Raw genomic sequence first — 15,309 nt, 5'->3', positions numbered from 1 at the left:
CAGTCGATCAGTTTGCGGCGTAATCCGGATCGATCAGGCGATAGCCCAGCCGCGGTTCGGTCAGCAGGAAGCGCGGTTCGTCCGGATCCTTTTCGATCTTGCAGCGCACCTTGCGCGCCAGTACACGCAGGGCCTGGCGCATCTCGGCGGAATCGTTGCCCCACAGCGTGACGGTGAGCTGCTTGGTGGCGACGGGCTGGCCAGTTTTCTGCGCCAGCATCTTCACGAAACGCGCTTCCATCGGCGACAGGCGAACCGGCCGGTCGTCGCGCCGGGTATCGCCGGTCAGCGGGTCGATCTGGAACGGGCCGATGCTGACCGGGCCGTTGGGCGCGGCCGCCTCGCCGCGCCGGCGCAGGGCGGCGCGCACGCGGGCCAGCAATTCGCCGGCATCGAAGGGTTTGGTCACGTAATCGTCGGCGCCCAGATCGAGCGCGCGGATTTTCGCCTCGACTTCCTCCTGGCCCGACAGCACCACGACGGGCGTGCTGGCGCTCTTGCGCAGTTCTTCCAGAACGTCGAAGCCGCTGATATCGGGCAGGCCGAGATCGAGCATCAGCAGGTCGGCGGCCTCGGCCTTGGCCAGGCCGTCCCGCCCGGTCGGCGCCTCGTCAACCAGATAGGCCGCCGCTTCCAGCGCCACACGCAGGGCGGCACGCACCGGCACCGAATCTTCAATGAGCAGGATGCGCTGCCGTTCAGGCTTGTTGTCCGACGCCAGGGTGGCCTCCCCGTCTGACTGCAGCCGATACAACGGCTGGCTGATTTCTTCCCTGTAAGCTTAACCTAAAAAAACGGCTTTGCCAGCGGTTTGGTTGATTTGGCCAGGTAGCAAAGCGGGAAATTCCACCTGACTATCGGTGAAATCGCCGGACGGAATTTCAAGGCGCCATGCCCATGTCAGGCGTGCCGGCACCGATATCGATCAGGCACAGGCCGGCGGCACTCGGATCGTAGGGCACGCCGCCTTCGCCCCAGCCCAGCCGGCGCAGGTTGCTGGCCACCGCCAGCAGTTGGACCGGCGCCCCGGCTTCGTCGGCCAGGATCGGTGCGCCGCAGAACTGGATCATGCGCGATGTGCCATCGGGATCGCTGGTGCGGTAGACGTTCACCGCCGCACAGGGCTGGTCCACGACATGCCACATCAGTCGGCCGCGGCGTTCCTGTTGGCTGTGCTCAGCCATGGTCACGTAGTCCCTGCCCTGCAGGCGTTGTCCCAGATACTGCTCGACCTCGCCGCCGGCCAGCCGGAAGATCATGCGCCCGGGGCTGAAAATCTCCAGCAGCACGACGCGCGGCATCAGGCGGGCGATCATGGTGATGTCCATGTCGGCGCGGCGCGGCAGCAGCCGTTCGCCGCGCCAGCGATTCCAGGCCGTCAGGAAAAGCCGGCTGTCATCGCTCAGTTGCACTTGCTCGTTGCGCGCCGTGACGATTCCGGTCGTCGGGCGCGCCAGCAGGTCGTGCAGCTGTTCAAATCCGTAGATCACTGAAGGCGCTGCCCCAACATGACAAGGTCGGCATTCACCGGCGGAATGCCGGCGCCGATATCGATGAAGCGCAGGCCTTCGCCTTCTGTGTAGGACGCCGCCTCCATCACGTCGCCGGTCTTGCCCGCCACCAGCGGCGTGGCGCAGGCCAGCACCAGCGAGGGCTGGTCGCTGTCGTCGGCGCAGAGCGGCGCGGAGACCAGCTCCACCGGGATCGTGCGGCCGCGCGCGCTCTGCAGCCAGTAATAGATCACGGCCGCGCAAGGCTGCGCGATCTCGGCGAATAGCAGGGCGGCGCGGCGCGCACGGTTTTCCGGCTCGGTGAGGTCGAGGTAGTTGCGGCCGGCCAGGTCGGTACCCAGCATGTCCACGACCATGCTGCCGGCAAAGCAGATCGGAATGGAATCGCGGCCCCGGATATCCAGCAGCAGGCAATAGCCGCGCAGATCGCCCAGGCCGTTGGCATCCATCGCGCCGCGCCGGGGCAGCAGGCGCTTTGCCCGCCAGGCATGCCATTGGGCGAAAAAGCGGCGGCTCGGCTCCGTAAGAGGGGCGGGCAGGCTGGCGATGAAATCCATGGCGGCAGAATATCCAACCTGCTCAGCGTCCTGACTACCGGAAAGATGTCGCAGAGCGAAAAAACTTCAGAATCGCGATATTTTTGTAATATTCCAATGTCTTATGGTGGCAATGGCGCCTCCCATGAGACTTCCGCTTGACCTTCCCATCATGGGAAGCTTTATCTGTATGCGCAGCTATCCCCTGCCGAAAGGAATTTTCGTCATGTCTGCTGCTGTTGCCGCCCTCGACCTGCCGGTCGCGGGCATGAGCTGCGCCTCCTGCGCCGGGCGGGTCGAAAAGGCCCTGGCCGCCATCCCCGGCGTGCGGTCGGCCAGCGTGAACCTGGCCAGCGAAACCGCCCATGTGGAATTCGCCTCGCCCGATATCGCCGTTCTCGCGCCGCTGGTCATCGCGGTGGAGAAGGCCGGCTACCAGGTACCGCAGGACCGGCTGGCCTTGAAGATCGGCGGCATGAGTTGCGCCTCCTGCGTCGGCCGCGTCGAGAAGGCGCTGAATGCCGTGCCGGGTGTGCAGAAGGCCAGCGTCAATCTCGCCAGCGAAACCGCCGAGGTGGTCGCGCCGCGCGGCGCCGTCGAGATGGCCGCGCTGATCGATGTCGTGAAGAGGGCGGGCTACGAGGCGCGCCCTTTTGATGATGCTGCCGCGTCGGCTTCCGCGCGCGAGGACGAGGCAGCCAAAAAGATCGCGCGCGAACGCAACCTCGCCCTGCTCGCCATCCTGCTCACCCTGCCGCTGGCGGGCGGCATGGTGTTCGAGCTGGGCGGCCGGCACGACCTGATGCTGCCGCCGCTGTGGCAGTTCGTCATCGCCACGCCGGTGCAGTTCCTTCTCGGCTGGCGTTTCTACAAGGCCGGCTGGGGTGCGCTGCGGGCGGGCACCGGCAACATGGATCTGCTGGTGGCGCTCGGCACCACGGCGGCCTGGGGTCTCAGTACCTGGCTGTGGTGGCGCGCCGAACCGGGCGAGATGCCGCACCTCTATTATGAGGGCGCGGCGGCGATCATCGCGTTCGTGCGGCTGGGCAAATGGCTGGAGGCCCGCGCCAAGGGCCAGACCGTGGCCGCCCTGCGTGCGCTGATGAAACTGAAGCCCGCCACCGCGCGCCGGCGGCGTGCGGATGGCAGCGAGGAGGAAGTCGCCACCGCCATGCTGCAGCCCGACGACCGGCTGGTGGTGCGCGCCGGCGAAGCCTTCGCCGCCGACGGCCTGATCGTCGAAGGTCGCGGCAGCGTGGATGAATCGATGCTCACCGGCGAAAGCCTGCCGGTGGAAAAAGACGTCGACGATGTCGTGCATGCCGGCACGCTGAACCGCGACGGCCTGATCGTCGCGCGCGTGATGGCGGTGGGCGGCGAAACCGCGCTCGCCCGCATCGTGCGGTTGGTGGAGACCGCGCAGGCCAGCAAGCCGCCGATCCAGAAACTGGTCGACCAGATCAGTGCCGTCTTCGTGCCGGTGGTGGTGCTGATCGCGCTTGTCACGTTTGCCTTTACCCTCACGTTGGCCGGCGGCAGTATGGAAATGGCCCTGGTGCATGCCATTGCGGTGCTGGTGATCGCCTGCCCCTGCGCGCTCGGCCTGGCCACACCGGCCGCGCTGATGGTCGGCACCGGGCTGGCGGCACGGCATGGCATCCTGATCCGCGATGCCGAGGCGCTGGAAGCCGCGCGCAATGTCAAGCTGGTGGCCTTCGACAAGACCGGCACCCTCACCGAAGGCAAGCCGGTGGTCACCGATCTCGTCGCGGCATCGGGCAATGATGAACAGACGCTGCTGATGCAGGCGGCCGCCTTGCAGTCCGGTTCGCAGCATCCGCTGGCCCAGGCCGTGCGCGAGAAGTCGGCCGGCTGCCCGCTTGGTGTGATGGAGGATTTCCGCGATCGTCCCGGTCGCGGCGTCGGCGGGCGCATCGACGGCACGCCGCTTCTGTTCGGCAATGCCCGGCTGATGCGCGAGGAGGGCATCGACATGTCCGCCCTGTCGGCCGATGCGGAAAGGCTGGCCGGCCAGGGCCGAACGGTGTCGTGGCTCGCCGATGCGCAGAAGAAACGTGTTTTCGGCTTGGTAGCCTTCGGCGACGAACCCAAGCCGCAGGCCGCCGATGCCATCGCGCGGCTGAAGGCCATGGGCATCCGCACCGTAATGCTCTCGGGCGACAGCAAAGGTGCGGCGCAGGCCGTGGCGGCACGGCTGGGTATCGAACGCGTGGAATCCGAGATCTTGCCGCAGGACAAGGCCGCGCTGATCGTGGCGCTACGCCAGGAAGCCGGCGGTGCGGTCGCCATGGTGGGCGATGGCATCAACGACGCGCCCGCGTTGGGTGCCGCCGATGTAGGCATCGCCATGGCCACCGGCACGGATGTGGCGATGCAGACGGCCGGCATCACGCTGATGCGCGGCGATCCGGTCTTGGTCGCCGATGCCATCGCGCTGGCACGGGCGACCGATGCCAAGATCAGGCAGAATCTGTTCTGGGCCTTCGCCTATAACGTGATCGGCATTCCGTTGGCTGCTTTTGGCCTGCTCAGCCCGATGCTGGCCGGCGCCGCCATGGCGCTCAGTTCCGTATCGGTGCTGAGTAACGCCCTGCTGCTGAAACGCTGGCGGCCGGCGAGACAGGAGGCAACGCCATGAATATCGGCCAGGCCAGCGACGCCTCGGGCGTCAGCGCCAAGATGATCCGCTATTACGAAAGCGTCGGCCTGATGCCGGAAGCCGGGCGCAGCGCCAGCGGCTATCGCGTCTATACGGACTCGGATGTGCATATGCTGCGCTTCATCCGGCGTTCGCGCGATCTCGGCTTCGCGCTCGACGACATTCGTCTGCTGCTTGGGCTGTGGCGTGATCGCTCACGCCCCTCGGCGGCAGTGAAGGAGATCGCCACCAAGCATATCGACGAGCTGACGGCCAAGATCGCTGAACTGCAGGCGATGAAACGTACGCTGCAGCACCTGGCCGAGGCCTGCCACGGCGATGCGCGGCCCGACTGTCCGATCCTCGACGACCTCGGCGGGCCGGCGAAAAATGGCAAGACCTGCCACTAGGCAGTAAAACGGCGGACAAAATAACGGCGGGCCATGCCCGCCGTTTTCCGTTGCATGGACGGTGTCGTCAGAACCAGCTGCGCAGGCCGATGCGTGCGATATGCATCGTGGTGTCGTCCAGGCCCTGTTCGCCGTCGTTGATCCACTGGTAACGATAGCTCGGTACCAGCTCGAACGAGTCGGACAGCTGGTACGACACGCCGAGTTCGCCGAAGGCGGTCAGGTCGGTATTGTTGCCGTCGTTGCCGCCCAGCGTGGTACTGCCTGCGGTTGCCGTGTGACGGTCGAAGCGCTGATGCACAACGCCGGCGCCGCCACCCAGATACGGCGTCAGCGGCGATCCTGTGGCGAAGTCGTAATAGGCCGCGCCGGTCAGCGAATACATGTCGGTGTCGTCGCCCAGGCCGGCGCTGGAGCCATCGGCGCGGAAGCGGTTGTATTCGCTGTTGCCATAGCCCAGCTCGGCTTCCAGGCGCAGCTGGTTGGGGAAGCGATAACCGTACTGGCCATAGATCGCGTAGCCGGTATCGTGATCGACCTCCGAGCCGCCGGGGCCGTCGGTGTCTTCAGGCATCAGCGCACCAAAGCTGAGGCCGCCATAGGTGCCGGTGCGCAGGGTGGTGTTCTGATTCGTATTGTCCTGCGCGAAGGCAGGCGCGAAGGCGGTGGTGCCAAGCAGGGCTGCCGCGAGGGCGAGCGGAGCGTAACGGGACATAAGCAGTACTCCTGTACAAGTGATGGCGAGGCTTGCCGCCCTTGTGTCTGGCGGTCACCGTCAATGAACGACGCAGTGGTGGCGAAATCATGGCGCGGCATGGTTTTGCTGCGGATTGATCAACACCGTGTCGATTGGGCAACACCGCGGAACTCAAAGTTTTCTGCAGCGTTGCGCCTGATTTTTTCATGGCCCGCGCGCTTGCCATCGCGCGGCCCGCTTCCTACCTGATGGGTGGATTTTTCCAATTTTCCGCTGCGGCCGCGCTGCAGTGCCTTTTTGTCAGGTCTGCCATGTCGCGCCACAACCCGAAGCCTGTCATCGAGCCGGTCGAGCCCGACTGGTCCACGGCTTTGGTGCTGATCTGCTCGGAATGTGATGGCGGGCGCGGCGTCGATCTGGCCGGCGAACTGAAAGACGCCGTCAAGGCGGCCGGCCACAGAAAGGATGTCCGGGTGGCGCGCGTGCGCTGCCTCGGCATCTGCCCCAAACACGGCATTGCCGTCACGGTCACGGCGCCCGGCCGTCCGGCGCAAAGTTTCATCGTGACGGGCAGGGACAGGGACGCGGTGCCGGCGCTCTGCGCCCAGGCGCTGCGGAAAATCAGCGGCTGATCTTGTAAAGCCGCAGACCGTGGCCTTCGATTTCGTCGCGCAGCAGGCCGCGCGCGGCATCCTGCTGCGGCAGCGCGTCGCCATCCAGCTGCCGCGCCTGGCGGAAGCCGCCAGGAAAACCGATGCGGACATCCTGGGCTTCGGCGCGCAGGTTCACCACGATCAGCAGCCAGTCGTCATCCCAGGGTTTCAGCACGGCACGCAGCACGGGTTGGTCATCCATAGGCGCGTCGCGCACCGCGATGTTGTAGGCGGCACCCGCATCGGGCTGCAGCAGGGCGCCACGCAGGCGTCCAATGCGGCGGTTGAGCTGCGCCACGGCATCCCACAGGCGTTTCGATGCCGCCACCTCGATGGCCGTGGCGCGTCGCGGCGGCGATGATACGGCGCCATTCATGGCCTCATTCATTGTAATGCCGTAATCCAGCCGCGGCGCATTGCTGATCCCGAGCGCGCCGGCATTGCGCGCGGCGTAATTGTCCTCGCCCTGCCAGATCAGGCCGCTGGCACCATGCACCAGCGCGGCGAAGGCCAGAGCGCGCGCCTGCGCCGGATCGATCAGCCGTTCATCGCCACGCGCATAGGCCGGCAGCAAGGCCCAGACCGGTTGCGTGGCATGATCGCGTGCCGTGGCGGCGAAACGGTCGGCCTTCAGTGGATCGCGCGGCATCTCGACCACCACGGCGCGGCTTGAATCCAGCAGAGCGGCGTCGGGCGCCTCAACCCTGGGCACCAGCAGCTGCACGCGCGAACCGTTGGCGGCATTCAGCAGGGCTGGCAGGGGCTGGCCCGGATCGGCCGACACGGCGTTGAAGTCGGCGGCGAAAGCGGCCTGGAAACCGCGGCTGGGGCCGGCGGCGTAATCGGCGAGCGCGCCACCCAGAGCCAGCGGCAGGAAGGAGCGCAGCGGATCATAGGCGGCCATCGGCGCGCCGGTGCGGTCGGTATGTGGCACCGTCTGCGGATGCGGGCGCTGTATGGCATCGGGCAGGGTGCGATAGCCGGCATAGGGATCGCCGGCACAGCCGGCCAGCACCAGCAGCAATACCGGCAGCAGCGCGGCGATCAGTCCCGCGCGCGACACGGCTTCAGCCGCGCGTCTTGCGGGCCGGCGGCTTGCCGCCGTCGTCCTCCACCACATGGCCGTCGGCGACCTGGGTATCGGCCGAGAGATGCGGATCCTTGCCGTGGCCTTCGGCGCTTTCGGTCAGCCGGTCCATCAGCGCCAGCAACACGCCCGAGACCACGAAGGTCATGTGGATGCCGACCAGCCAGGCCAGTTCGGTCTGGCTCATCTGGCCGATATTCATGAAGGCGCGCAGCAGCTGGATCGCCGAAATGGCAACGATGCTGGCCACCAGCTTCAGCTTCATGCCGGAATAGTCGATCTTGCCCATCCAGCCCGGTCGGTCCTTGTGGTCGCCGGTATCGATCTTGGAGACGAAATTCTCATAGCCCGAGAAGATCACCAGCAGCAGCAGGTTGCCGGCCAGCGACAGGTCGATCAGGGCCAGGATCGAGAGCACCAGCTGGCTCTCGCTCATGGTGAAGACGATCGGGATGGTGTGGAACAGCTCCTGCAGGAATTTGACCAGCAGCAGGATCAGGGCCACGGCGAGCCCCAGATAGAATGGTGCCATCACCCAGCGGCTGGCGAACAGGGTGGTTTCGAGCAGGCGTTCGATCTGGCGCATCGCGGCAATCCGGAAAAGGTCAAAATCCGCCGGCACGCTAGCCCAAGCAGCCTCCCGCCGCCAGAGGAACCCATCCTGTGGGCGCGATGTTGTCCACACCGGTGCGCTAATCGCAGCGCCCCGGCGAATATCGCGGTTTTTTGTCCTGTGGCGTCAAAGCGCTTGCAAGCTCCACGGCTTACCGGCATGAGTCTCGCCATGCGCCAGATCCTGCTGCCTGCCTTCGCCGCCTTTGCCCTGTTGTTCGCCGCGCCCGCGCCGGTTTCGGCGGCCACCGTCACCGTGCAGGGCGACAGGATCCTGGTCGACGGCAAACCCTTTGCCGTGCTGGGCGCCGCCGGCCAGAGCCGCTTCGGCCTGCTGAAACAGCTCGGCGCCACCACCATCCGCACCTATGGCGACGAAACCGGCTTTGTGCTCGACGAGGCGCAGAAGGTCGGCCTGAAGGTGATCGCTGGTTTCTGGCTCGAGCATCCGCGGCGCGGCTTCAACTATCGCGACCTCGCCCAGGTCGGGCCCCAGCTCCAGCGCCTCACCGAATTCGTCAACCGCCACAAGAACCATCCCGCCCTGCTAATGTGGGGCCTGGGCAACGAGGTGGAAGCCGAGCTGGCCGACGATGCCCAGGTCTGGCCCGGCATCGAGGAAGCCGCGCGGCTGGTGCGGCGGCTCGATCCGCATCATCCCACCCTGGCCGTGCTGGCCGAAGCCGGCAACGATAAGGTGGCCAAGCTGATCCGCAACGCGCCCAGCATCCAGGTGCTCGGCGTGAATTCATACGGCGATGCATTGCCTTCGCTGCCGGCGCGTGTGCGCGCCCAGGGTTGGAAAGGCCCGCTGGTCGTCACCGAGATGGGGCCGATGGGCCAGTGGCAGGCGAAACGCACCGCCTGGAATGCCGCCATCGAACCGAACAGCGACGAGAAGGCGGCTCTGCTGTCGCGCTGGTTCTCCGCGCTGCAGCCCCATGTGCAGGGCGAGATCGTTTTCTACTGGGGCCAGAAGCAGGAAGTGACGCCCACCTGGCACAGCCTGCTGCTGCCCACCGGCGAATACACCCGCACGGCCGAAGCCATGGCGCTGGCCTGGGGCGGCAACACGCCCCAGGGCAACCGCGCGCCGCGCATTTCATTGTTTCGCTTCACCGGCAGCGGCAACGAATGGAACCGCGGCGATACCATCCGCGCCGAAATCGCGGTGGAGGATCCCGATGGCGACCAGATTGGCGTGGTGTGGAGCGTGATGGCGGAAAGCACCGACCTGAAAACCTCGGGCGATGCCGAAGCCGTGCCGTCCAGCTTCCCCCAGGCCTTGCGCGAGCCGGGTCCGAAAGGCGTTGCTATCGCCGGGCTGCAGCCGGGCAACTACCGCCTGTTCGCCACCATCCGCGATGGTCGTGGCGCGGCGGCGACGGCGAACCTGCCCTTCCGTGTGAAGTAAGACATCCATCGCTTTTGCCGCGCCGGCCCGGCGGACTATGTCTCCGCCTGTGACCAGCCCTTCGCCGCTTTCCCGCCTCACGCTCGCCGCCTATGCCGCGCCGGCCTTGCCTGGCGCGATGCTGCTGCTGCCGCTCTATGTGCATTTGCCGGTGCTTTATGCCGACACGCTCGGGCTGGGCCTCACGCTGGTCGGCGGCCTGCTGTTCGCGGCGCGGCTGTGGGATGTGGTCACCGATCCGCTGATCGGCGCCTGGTCGGATCGCATCGATACGCGCTGGGGCCGGCGTAAACCCTGGCTGCTCGCCGGCCTGCCGCTCTGCATGCTGGCAGCGCTCATGCTGTTCCTGCCGCCCGACGGCAGTGGCGGCCTCTGGTTGCTGGGTTGGACCATGGCGCTCTATCTCGGCGCCACCATGATCCAGATTCCCTATCTGGCCTGGGGCGCGGAGCTCTCGCCCGATTATCACCAGCGTACCCGCATCAGCGGCTGGCGCGAGGCGGCCACCGTGCTCGGCACATTGCTTGCTGCCGGTCTGCCAGCGCTGTTCGGCGATGACAGCCGCACCGGCATCGGCGCCATTGGCATCGCAGTTGCCATGCTGCTGCCGCTGGGCGTGCTGCTCGCGTTGCGCGTCGTGCCGGCCGGTCTGCCAGCCGCGCCACAGCGCCTTGATCTCACCGGACTGAAGGCCGTATGGCGCAACGGGCCGTTCCGCCGCCTGCTGCTGGCCTGGCTGTTCAACGGCATCGCCAACGGTCTGCCGGCCACGCTGGTGCTGCTTTATGTCGCCCATGTGCTGCAGGCGCCGGCCGATTTCGCCGGGCTGGTGCTGCTGATCTATTTCGGTGCCGGCATCGCCGCCGTGCCGCTCTGGCTGAAGCTGGCGCAGCATTACGGCAAACATCGTGTCTGGATCGGCGCCATGCTGTGGAACTGTGTCGTCTTCGCCGGCGTGCCGCTGCTCGGCGCCGGCGACACGGCCTTGTTCCTCACGATCTCTCTGCTCACCGGTTTATGTCTGGGTGCCGATCTCGCCCTGCCGCCAGCCATGCAGGCCGACGTGATCGACCTCGATACCGCGCGCACGCGCCGCCAGCGCGCCGGCCTGTTCTTTACCATCTGGGGCATGGCCACCAAGCTGGCGCTGGCGGTGGCCGTGGGCATCGCCTTTCCGCTGCTCGACCTGGCCGGCTTCACGGCCGCTGGCGGCAACACGCCGGCGGCCTTGCTTGCACTGGCCGCGCTCTATGCGCTGGCGCCGGTGGTTTTCAAGCTGGCGGCGATCCTGCTGATGCGGCGCTATCCGATCACGCCAGAGCGGCACCGGCGGTTGCGCGTGCGAATCGAGCGGCAACAGCAATCCTGATTGGTTATTTCCTGGCGGCGCTGCATTCACTTGAAGTCATAGAAGTTTAATCCGCGCGCAAATCGCTCGTCACAATGTTCATATGAAAATGCACCCATGGGGGTGCCGATCATGAGCAGGCGCGCGAAGGCTATGCCGTGTCCGGCTCTGCCCTGTCTGGGGAACCGGCAGCGATGAGCCGCATTGTCGTCGAAGATGTCACCAAGTGCTGGGGTCCTGCACGTGCGGTCGATTCGGTCAGTTTCACGGCCGAAGCCGGGCAGTTGCTGGTGCTGCTCGGCCCCTCGGGCTGCGGCAAATCCACCACGCTGCGACTGATCGCCGGCCTCGAAACCGTGGATGCCGGTCGCATCGTGATCGGCGGGCAGGAGGTGACGCATCTGCCGCCCGCCGCGCGCCGCCTGGCCATGGTGTTCCAGTCCTACGCGCTATTTCCGCATCTCAGCGTGGCGGAAAACATCGTCTTCGGCCTGAAGGTGCGCGGTATCGCGCGCGCCGAACGCGATGCGCGCCTGCAGCGCGTCGCCGGCCTCGTGGGGCTTGATCGCCTGCTGGAACGCCGGCCGGCCGAATTGTCCGGCGGCCAGCGCCAGCGCGTGGCGCTGGGCCGCGCCATCATCGCCGAGGCGCCGGTTTGCCTGATGGACGAGCCGCTCAGCAATCTCGACGCCCAGTTGCGCCACGAGATGCGCAGCGAGATCCGTGAACTGCAACAGCGCCTCGGCATCACGATGATCTATGTCACCCACGATCAGACCGAAGCGATGACCATGGCCGATCAGGTGATCCTGATGCGCGACGGCCGCATCGCCGAGGCCGGCACGCCCGACAACTTGTATCTGAATCCCCAGACCGCTTTCGCGGCGCGATTCCTCGGCACACCGCCGATGAACCTGCTGCCGCTGGATGCGCTCCTGCCGACCCTGCCCGCTGCCCTGCGACCGCCGGGCCTGCCCGTGGAAGCCTGTCTGCTGGGCATCCGGCCCGAACGCATCATGCTGGCGACGCCGGGCGATCCGGCCGTGCCGGCACAGGTGATGGCGGTGGAGTATCTCGGCGCCGACACCGTATTGCTGTGCCGGATCAACGGACATGACTTAGCTGCGCGCATTCCTGGCCATACCGATCTGCGCGCCGGCGCAACCGTGCGCCTGCGCTGGCTGCCGGGCGACCAGCATTTGTTCGGCGCGGCCGATGGCCGCCGCATCGCCGCCCGCAGCGGACTGGCAGAGATTCCCCATCCCCACAGCAAGGAGACCGTCGCATGACATCGAAAAAACAGGCATGGACCGGCATGCTCGCCGGACTGGGCATGGCCCTGTTCGGCTTCGCCCCGCTGGCGCAGGAAGCCCGGGCCACCGATCTTAATTTCTATTTCCCTGTCGCGGTTGGCGGGCCTATCACCAAGATCATCGACGGCATGGCTGCGGATTTCGAGAAGGAGAATCCTGGCATCAAGATCAAGGCGATCTATTCCGGTTCCTACCAGGACACCATCGCCAAGACGCTGACCGCCGTGAAGGGCGGCGATGCGCCGCAGGTGGCCGTGATCCTGTCCACCGACATGTTCACCCTGATCGACGAGAACGCCATTGTGCCGTTCGACAATCTGGCCAAGACGGATGACGACAGGGCCTGGTTGAAGGGCTTCTATCCGGGCTTCATGGAAAACAGCCAGACCGGCGGCAAGACGTGGGGCATTCCGTTCCAGCGTTCCACCGTGGTGATGTACTGGAACAAGGAACTGTTCAAGAAGGCCGGCCTCGATCCGAACAAGCCGCCGCAGAACTGGGCCGAACTGGTCGAGTACGGCAAGAAGCTGACCAAACGCGATGCATCCGGCAATGTCGCCACCTGGGGCGTGCAAGTGCCGTCGTCCGGCTTCCCGTACTGGCTGTTCCAGAGCTTCACCACGCAGAACGACGTGAAGCTGATGAATGCCGAGGGCAACCAGACCTATTTCGACAAGCCCGCCGTGGTCGAGGCCCTGCAATACTGGGTCGACCTCAGCCAGAAGCACAAGATCCATCCGCCGGGCATCGTCGAATGGGGCACCACGCCGAAGGACTTCTTCGAGAAGAAGGCGGCCATCATCTGGACCACCACGGGTAACCTGACCAACATCCGCAACAACGCCAAGTTCGATTTCGGCGTCGCCATGCTGCCGCAAGGCAAGCGGCGCGGTTCGCCCACCGGCGGCGGCAATTTCTACATCTTCAAGAGCGCGACGGCCGAGCAGCAGCAGGCGGCTTTCAAGTTCGCGAAATGGATGACCCAGCCCAAGCGCGCCGCCGAATGGGCGATTGCCACCGGCTATGTCGCGGTGTCACCGGCGGCCTGGGAAACCCCGGAGATGAAGAAGTATGTCGCCGAATTCCCGGCGCCGCTGGTTGCCCGCGACCAGCTGCAGCATGCCGTCGCCGAACTGTCGACGCATGAGAACCAGCGCGTCACCAAGGCGCTGAACGACGGCCTGCAGGCCGCGCTGACCGGCGCCAAGCCGGCCGCACAGGCCATGCAGGATGCCCAGCGCGAGGCCGAACGCATCCTGCGCAGCTATCGCTGACCCAAAGGGCGGGGCGGGTCGCACCGCTCCGCCCATTCCCTTCCGGCGCCGTTCATGTCGCGTTTCAGCATCCATATCCAGGGCTGGCTTCTGCTGCTGCCCGCTGCCGTGCTGCTGGTCGCCTTCACCCATTACCCGGTGGTGGCGACCATCTGGCACAGTTTCTTCAGCACGCCGCGCGGCAATCGGCCGGCGCGCTTCATCGGGCTGGAGAACTACGACGCAATGCTGGCGGACCCGGTCTTCTGGATGTCGCTGTGGAACAACCTGCTGTTTGCCTTGGCAACCATTCCGCTCACCATTGTCATTGCCCTGGCCATGGCCTTGTGGGTCAACGGCCGGATCGCCGGACGCGGACTGCTGCGGCTGGCCTATTTCACACCCACCATCCTGCCGATGATCGCGGTGGCCAATATCTGGCTGTTCTTTTACACACCCGATTACGGCCTGCTCGACCAGTTGCGTGGCTTGGCCGGGCTGCCGGCCTTCAACTGGCTGGGCAGCCGCGAGACCGCGCTGTGGTGTCTCATGGCGGTCAGCGTCTGGAAGGAAGCCGGCTTCTTCATGATATTCTATCTGGCGGCCCTGCAGCAGATTCCGCCCGACCTGACCGAGGCGGCGCAGATCGAGGGCGCCGGCCGCTGGCATGTCTTCCGTCGCATCACCTTTCCGTTGCTGATGCCGACCACGCTGTTCGTACTGGTCAATGCGGTGATCAATGCCTTCCGCGTGGTTGACCATGTGGTGGTGATGACGCGCGGCGGGCCGGACAACGCGTCCACCCTGCTGCTCTTCTATATCTACGAAACCGGTTTCAAATTCTGGGACCAGGGTTATGCCGCGACGTTAACCGTGGTGCTGCTGCTGCTGCTGGGCGGCGCGGCCCTGCTGCAGTTCCTGCTGCTTGAACGGCGGATCCATTACCGATGAGCGCGATACCTGCCGCCATTCCCAACGCTATTCCAGGCCCCACCCGCGCCTTGCTGCACCTCGACCGGACCCTCAACACCGCTGCCGCCTGGCTGCTGGGCATCCTGTGGCTGCTGCCGCTGCTCTATGCGGTCTGGACGGCCTTTCACCCGGCTGAATTCTCCACGCGCTTCGTGCCGCTGGCGCCGCTGACGCTGGATAATTTCGCCGCCGCCTGGCAGGCGGCGCCCTTCCTGCGCTACATCCTCAACACCACGATCCTGGTCGGTGTGATCCTCGCCGGCCAGTTCCTGCTCTGCACGCTGGCGGCCTATGCCTTCGCGCGCTTTGCCTTCCGCGGTCGCGGCATCGCCTTTGCCCTGGTGCTGGTGCAGTTGATGATGATGCCCGACATGCTGCTGGTAGAGAATTATCGCAGCATGCACCAGCTCGGCCTGGTCGACAGTGTCGCGGGCATGGCTCTGCCCTATGTCGCCTCCGCCTTCGGCATATTCCTGCTGCGCCAGGCCTTCAAGACCGTGCCGAAAGAACTGGAAGATGCCGCCCGCATCGAGGGCTGCGGCACGCTCGGCATCCTGTGGCGGGTCTACGTGCCGCTGGCGCGGCCGGTCTATCTCGCCTATGGCCTGGTCTCGGTCAGCTATCACTGGAACAACTTCCTGTGGCCGCTGATCATCACCAACAGCGTCGAGACGCGCCCGCTCACGGTTGGCCTGTCCGTATTTGCCGGCACCGACCAGGGCATAGACTGGTCGGTGATCTGTGCCGCCACGTTGTTGGCCTCGGCACCGTTGCTGGCTGCCTTCCTGCTGTTCCAGCGCCAGTTCGTTCAGAGTTTCATGCGCGCCGGCATCCGTTGACGGAG

General features: G+C 65.9%; 15 protein-coding genes. 9 read left to right on the top strand and 6 right to left on the bottom strand.

Going from position 1 to position 15,309, the window contains the following annotated elements:
- Positions 1–7: 7 nt before the first annotated feature.
- The 3 genes from ACK4FJ_RS06425 to ACK4FJ_RS06415 form a co-directional block, all read right to left on the bottom strand.
- Positions 8–754 (bottom strand): response regulator, encoded by a 747-nt coding sequence (locus ACK4FJ_RS06425; protein WP_409765025.1) that lies wholly within the window; start codon positions 752–754, stop codon positions 8–10.
- Positions 755–881: 127 nt separating this feature from the next.
- Positions 882–1,490, bottom strand: a complete 609-nt coding sequence (locus ACK4FJ_RS06420) for a PAS domain-containing protein (RefSeq protein WP_409765024.1) — start codon at positions 1,488–1,490, stop codon at positions 882–884.
- Positions 1,487–2,068 carry a PAS domain-containing protein gene (locus ACK4FJ_RS06415; protein WP_409765023.1) on the bottom strand — a complete coding sequence of 194 codons (582 nt, stop codon included), beginning with the start codon at positions 2,066–2,068 and terminating at the stop codon, positions 1,487–1,489. Before ACK4FJ_RS06415 ends, ACK4FJ_RS06420 begins: the two co-directional genes overlap by 4 nt.
- A 205-nt stretch (positions 2,069–2,273) precedes the next feature.
- Here ACK4FJ_RS06415 and ACK4FJ_RS06410 point away from each other — a divergent pair, with 205 nt between their 5' ends.
- Entirely contained in the window at positions 2,274–4,706 is a 2,433-nt protein-coding gene (locus ACK4FJ_RS06410; RefSeq protein WP_409765022.1) for a heavy metal translocating P-type ATPase, read from the top strand.
- The gene (gene cueR / locus ACK4FJ_RS06405) at positions 4,703–5,116 is read left to right on the top strand and encodes a Cu(I)-responsive transcriptional regulator (protein WP_409765021.1); all 414 of its coding nucleotides are present in this window, start codon (positions 4,703–4,705) and stop codon (positions 5,114–5,116) included. Before ACK4FJ_RS06410 ends, cueR begins: the two co-directional genes overlap by 4 nt.
- Before the next feature lie 67 nt (positions 5,117–5,183).
- Here cueR and ACK4FJ_RS06400 read toward each other — a convergent pair whose 3' ends face one another.
- Entirely contained in the window at positions 5,184–5,831 is a 648-nt protein-coding gene (locus ACK4FJ_RS06400) for an outer membrane protein (RefSeq protein ID WP_409765020.1), read from the bottom strand.
- 188 nt (positions 5,832–6,019) lie between these two features.
- Between ACK4FJ_RS06400 and ACK4FJ_RS06395 the strand changes: the two genes are divergently transcribed.
- Positions 6,020–6,445, top strand: coding sequence for a hypothetical protein (locus tag ACK4FJ_RS06395; RefSeq protein WP_409765019.1), 426 nt, complete (start codon positions 6,020–6,022; stop codon positions 6,443–6,445).
- Here ACK4FJ_RS06395 and ACK4FJ_RS06390 read toward each other — a convergent pair.
- Entirely contained in the window at positions 6,435–7,529 is a 1,095-nt protein-coding gene (locus tag ACK4FJ_RS06390; protein WP_409765018.1) for a hypothetical protein, read from the bottom strand. The two genes, ACK4FJ_RS06395 and ACK4FJ_RS06390, sit on opposite strands and share 11 nt — an antisense overlap.
- Before the next feature lie 4 nt (positions 7,530–7,533).
- Positions 7,534–8,130 carry a TIGR00645 family protein gene (locus ACK4FJ_RS06385; RefSeq protein WP_409765515.1) on the bottom strand — a complete coding sequence of 199 codons (597 nt, stop codon included), beginning with the start codon at positions 8,128–8,130 and terminating at the stop codon, positions 7,534–7,536.
- Between the two features lie 195 nt (positions 8,131–8,325).
- Between ACK4FJ_RS06385 and ACK4FJ_RS06380 the strand changes: the two genes are divergently transcribed.
- From ACK4FJ_RS06380 to ACK4FJ_RS06355, 6 genes are all read left to right on the top strand, one after another.
- Positions 8,326–9,579 (top strand): glycoside hydrolase family 2 TIM barrel-domain containing protein, encoded by a 1,254-nt coding sequence (locus ACK4FJ_RS06380; RefSeq protein WP_409765017.1) that lies wholly within the window; start codon positions 8,326–8,328, stop codon positions 9,577–9,579.
- Positions 9,580–9,628: 49 nt separating this feature from the next.
- On the top strand, positions 9,629–10,948 hold the full coding sequence (locus ACK4FJ_RS06375; RefSeq protein ID WP_409765016.1) for an MFS transporter: 1,320 nt from the start codon (positions 9,629–9,631) through the stop codon (positions 10,946–10,948).
- 173 nt (positions 10,949–11,121) lie between these two features.
- Positions 11,122–12,216 carry an ABC transporter ATP-binding protein gene (locus tag ACK4FJ_RS06370; protein WP_409765015.1) on the top strand — a complete coding sequence of 365 codons (1,095 nt, stop codon included), beginning with the start codon at positions 11,122–11,124 and terminating at the stop codon, positions 12,214–12,216.
- Positions 12,213–13,514: an ABC transporter substrate-binding protein gene (locus ACK4FJ_RS06365; RefSeq protein ID WP_409765014.1), complete on the top strand. Its 1,302-nt coding sequence runs from the start codon at positions 12,213–12,215 to the stop codon at positions 13,512–13,514. Before ACK4FJ_RS06370 ends, ACK4FJ_RS06365 begins: the two co-directional genes overlap by 4 nt.
- 54 nt (positions 13,515–13,568) lie before the next feature.
- On the top strand, positions 13,569–14,444 hold the full coding sequence (locus ACK4FJ_RS06360; RefSeq protein ID WP_409765013.1) for a carbohydrate ABC transporter permease: 876 nt from the start codon (positions 13,569–13,571) through the stop codon (positions 14,442–14,444).
- The gene (locus tag ACK4FJ_RS06355; RefSeq protein ID WP_409765012.1) at positions 14,441–15,304 is read left to right on the top strand and encodes a carbohydrate ABC transporter permease; all 864 of its coding nucleotides are present in this window, start codon (positions 14,441–14,443) and stop codon (positions 15,302–15,304) included. The genes ACK4FJ_RS06360 and ACK4FJ_RS06355 overlap by 4 nt, the downstream gene beginning before the upstream one ends.
- Positions 15,305–15,309 lie beyond the last annotated feature (5 nt).

The organism is Ferrovibrio sp. (assembly GCF_046297595.1).
Lineage (GTDB): Bacteria > Pseudomonadota > Alphaproteobacteria > Ferrovibrionales > Ferrovibrionaceae > Ferrovibrio.
The sequence above is the reverse complement of the archived record's forward strand: the minus strand, read 5'-3'. Positions and strand labels throughout refer to the sequence as shown.

Bases quoted from the DNA above. Each gene is read 5' to 3' on its own strand.
- ACK4FJ_RS06360 (WP_409765013.1), top strand. From the start codon at position 13,569: ATGTCGCGTTTCAGCATCCATATCCAGGGCTGGCTTCTGCTGCTGCCC.
- ACK4FJ_RS06365 (WP_409765014.1), top strand. From the start codon at position 12,213: ATGACATCGAAAAAACAGGCATGGACCGGCATGCTCGCCGGACTGGGC.
- ACK4FJ_RS06355 (WP_409765012.1), top strand. From the start codon at position 14,441: ATGAGCGCGATACCTGCCGCCATTCCCAACGCTATTCCAGGCCCCACC.
- ACK4FJ_RS06415 (WP_409765023.1), bottom strand. From the start codon at position 2,068: ATGGATTTCATCGCCAGCCTGCCCGCCCCTCTTACGGAGCCGAGCCGC.
- ACK4FJ_RS06410 (WP_409765022.1), top strand. From the start codon at position 2,274: ATGTCTGCTGCTGTTGCCGCCCTCGACCTGCCGGTCGCGGGCATGAGC.
- cueR (WP_409765021.1), top strand. From the start codon at position 4,703: ATGAATATCGGCCAGGCCAGCGACGCCTCGGGCGTCAGCGCCAAGATG.
- ACK4FJ_RS06400 (WP_409765020.1), bottom strand. From the start codon at position 5,831: ATGTCCCGTTACGCTCCGCTCGCCCTCGCGGCAGCCCTGCTTGGCACC.
- ACK4FJ_RS06370 (WP_409765015.1), top strand. From the start codon at position 11,122: ATGAGCCGCATTGTCGTCGAAGATGTCACCAAGTGCTGGGGTCCTGCA.
- ACK4FJ_RS06380 (WP_409765017.1), top strand. From the start codon at position 8,326: ATGAGTCTCGCCATGCGCCAGATCCTGCTGCCTGCCTTCGCCGCCTTT.
- ACK4FJ_RS06395 (WP_409765019.1), top strand. From the start codon at position 6,020: ATGGCCCGCGCGCTTGCCATCGCGCGGCCCGCTTCCTACCTGATGGGT.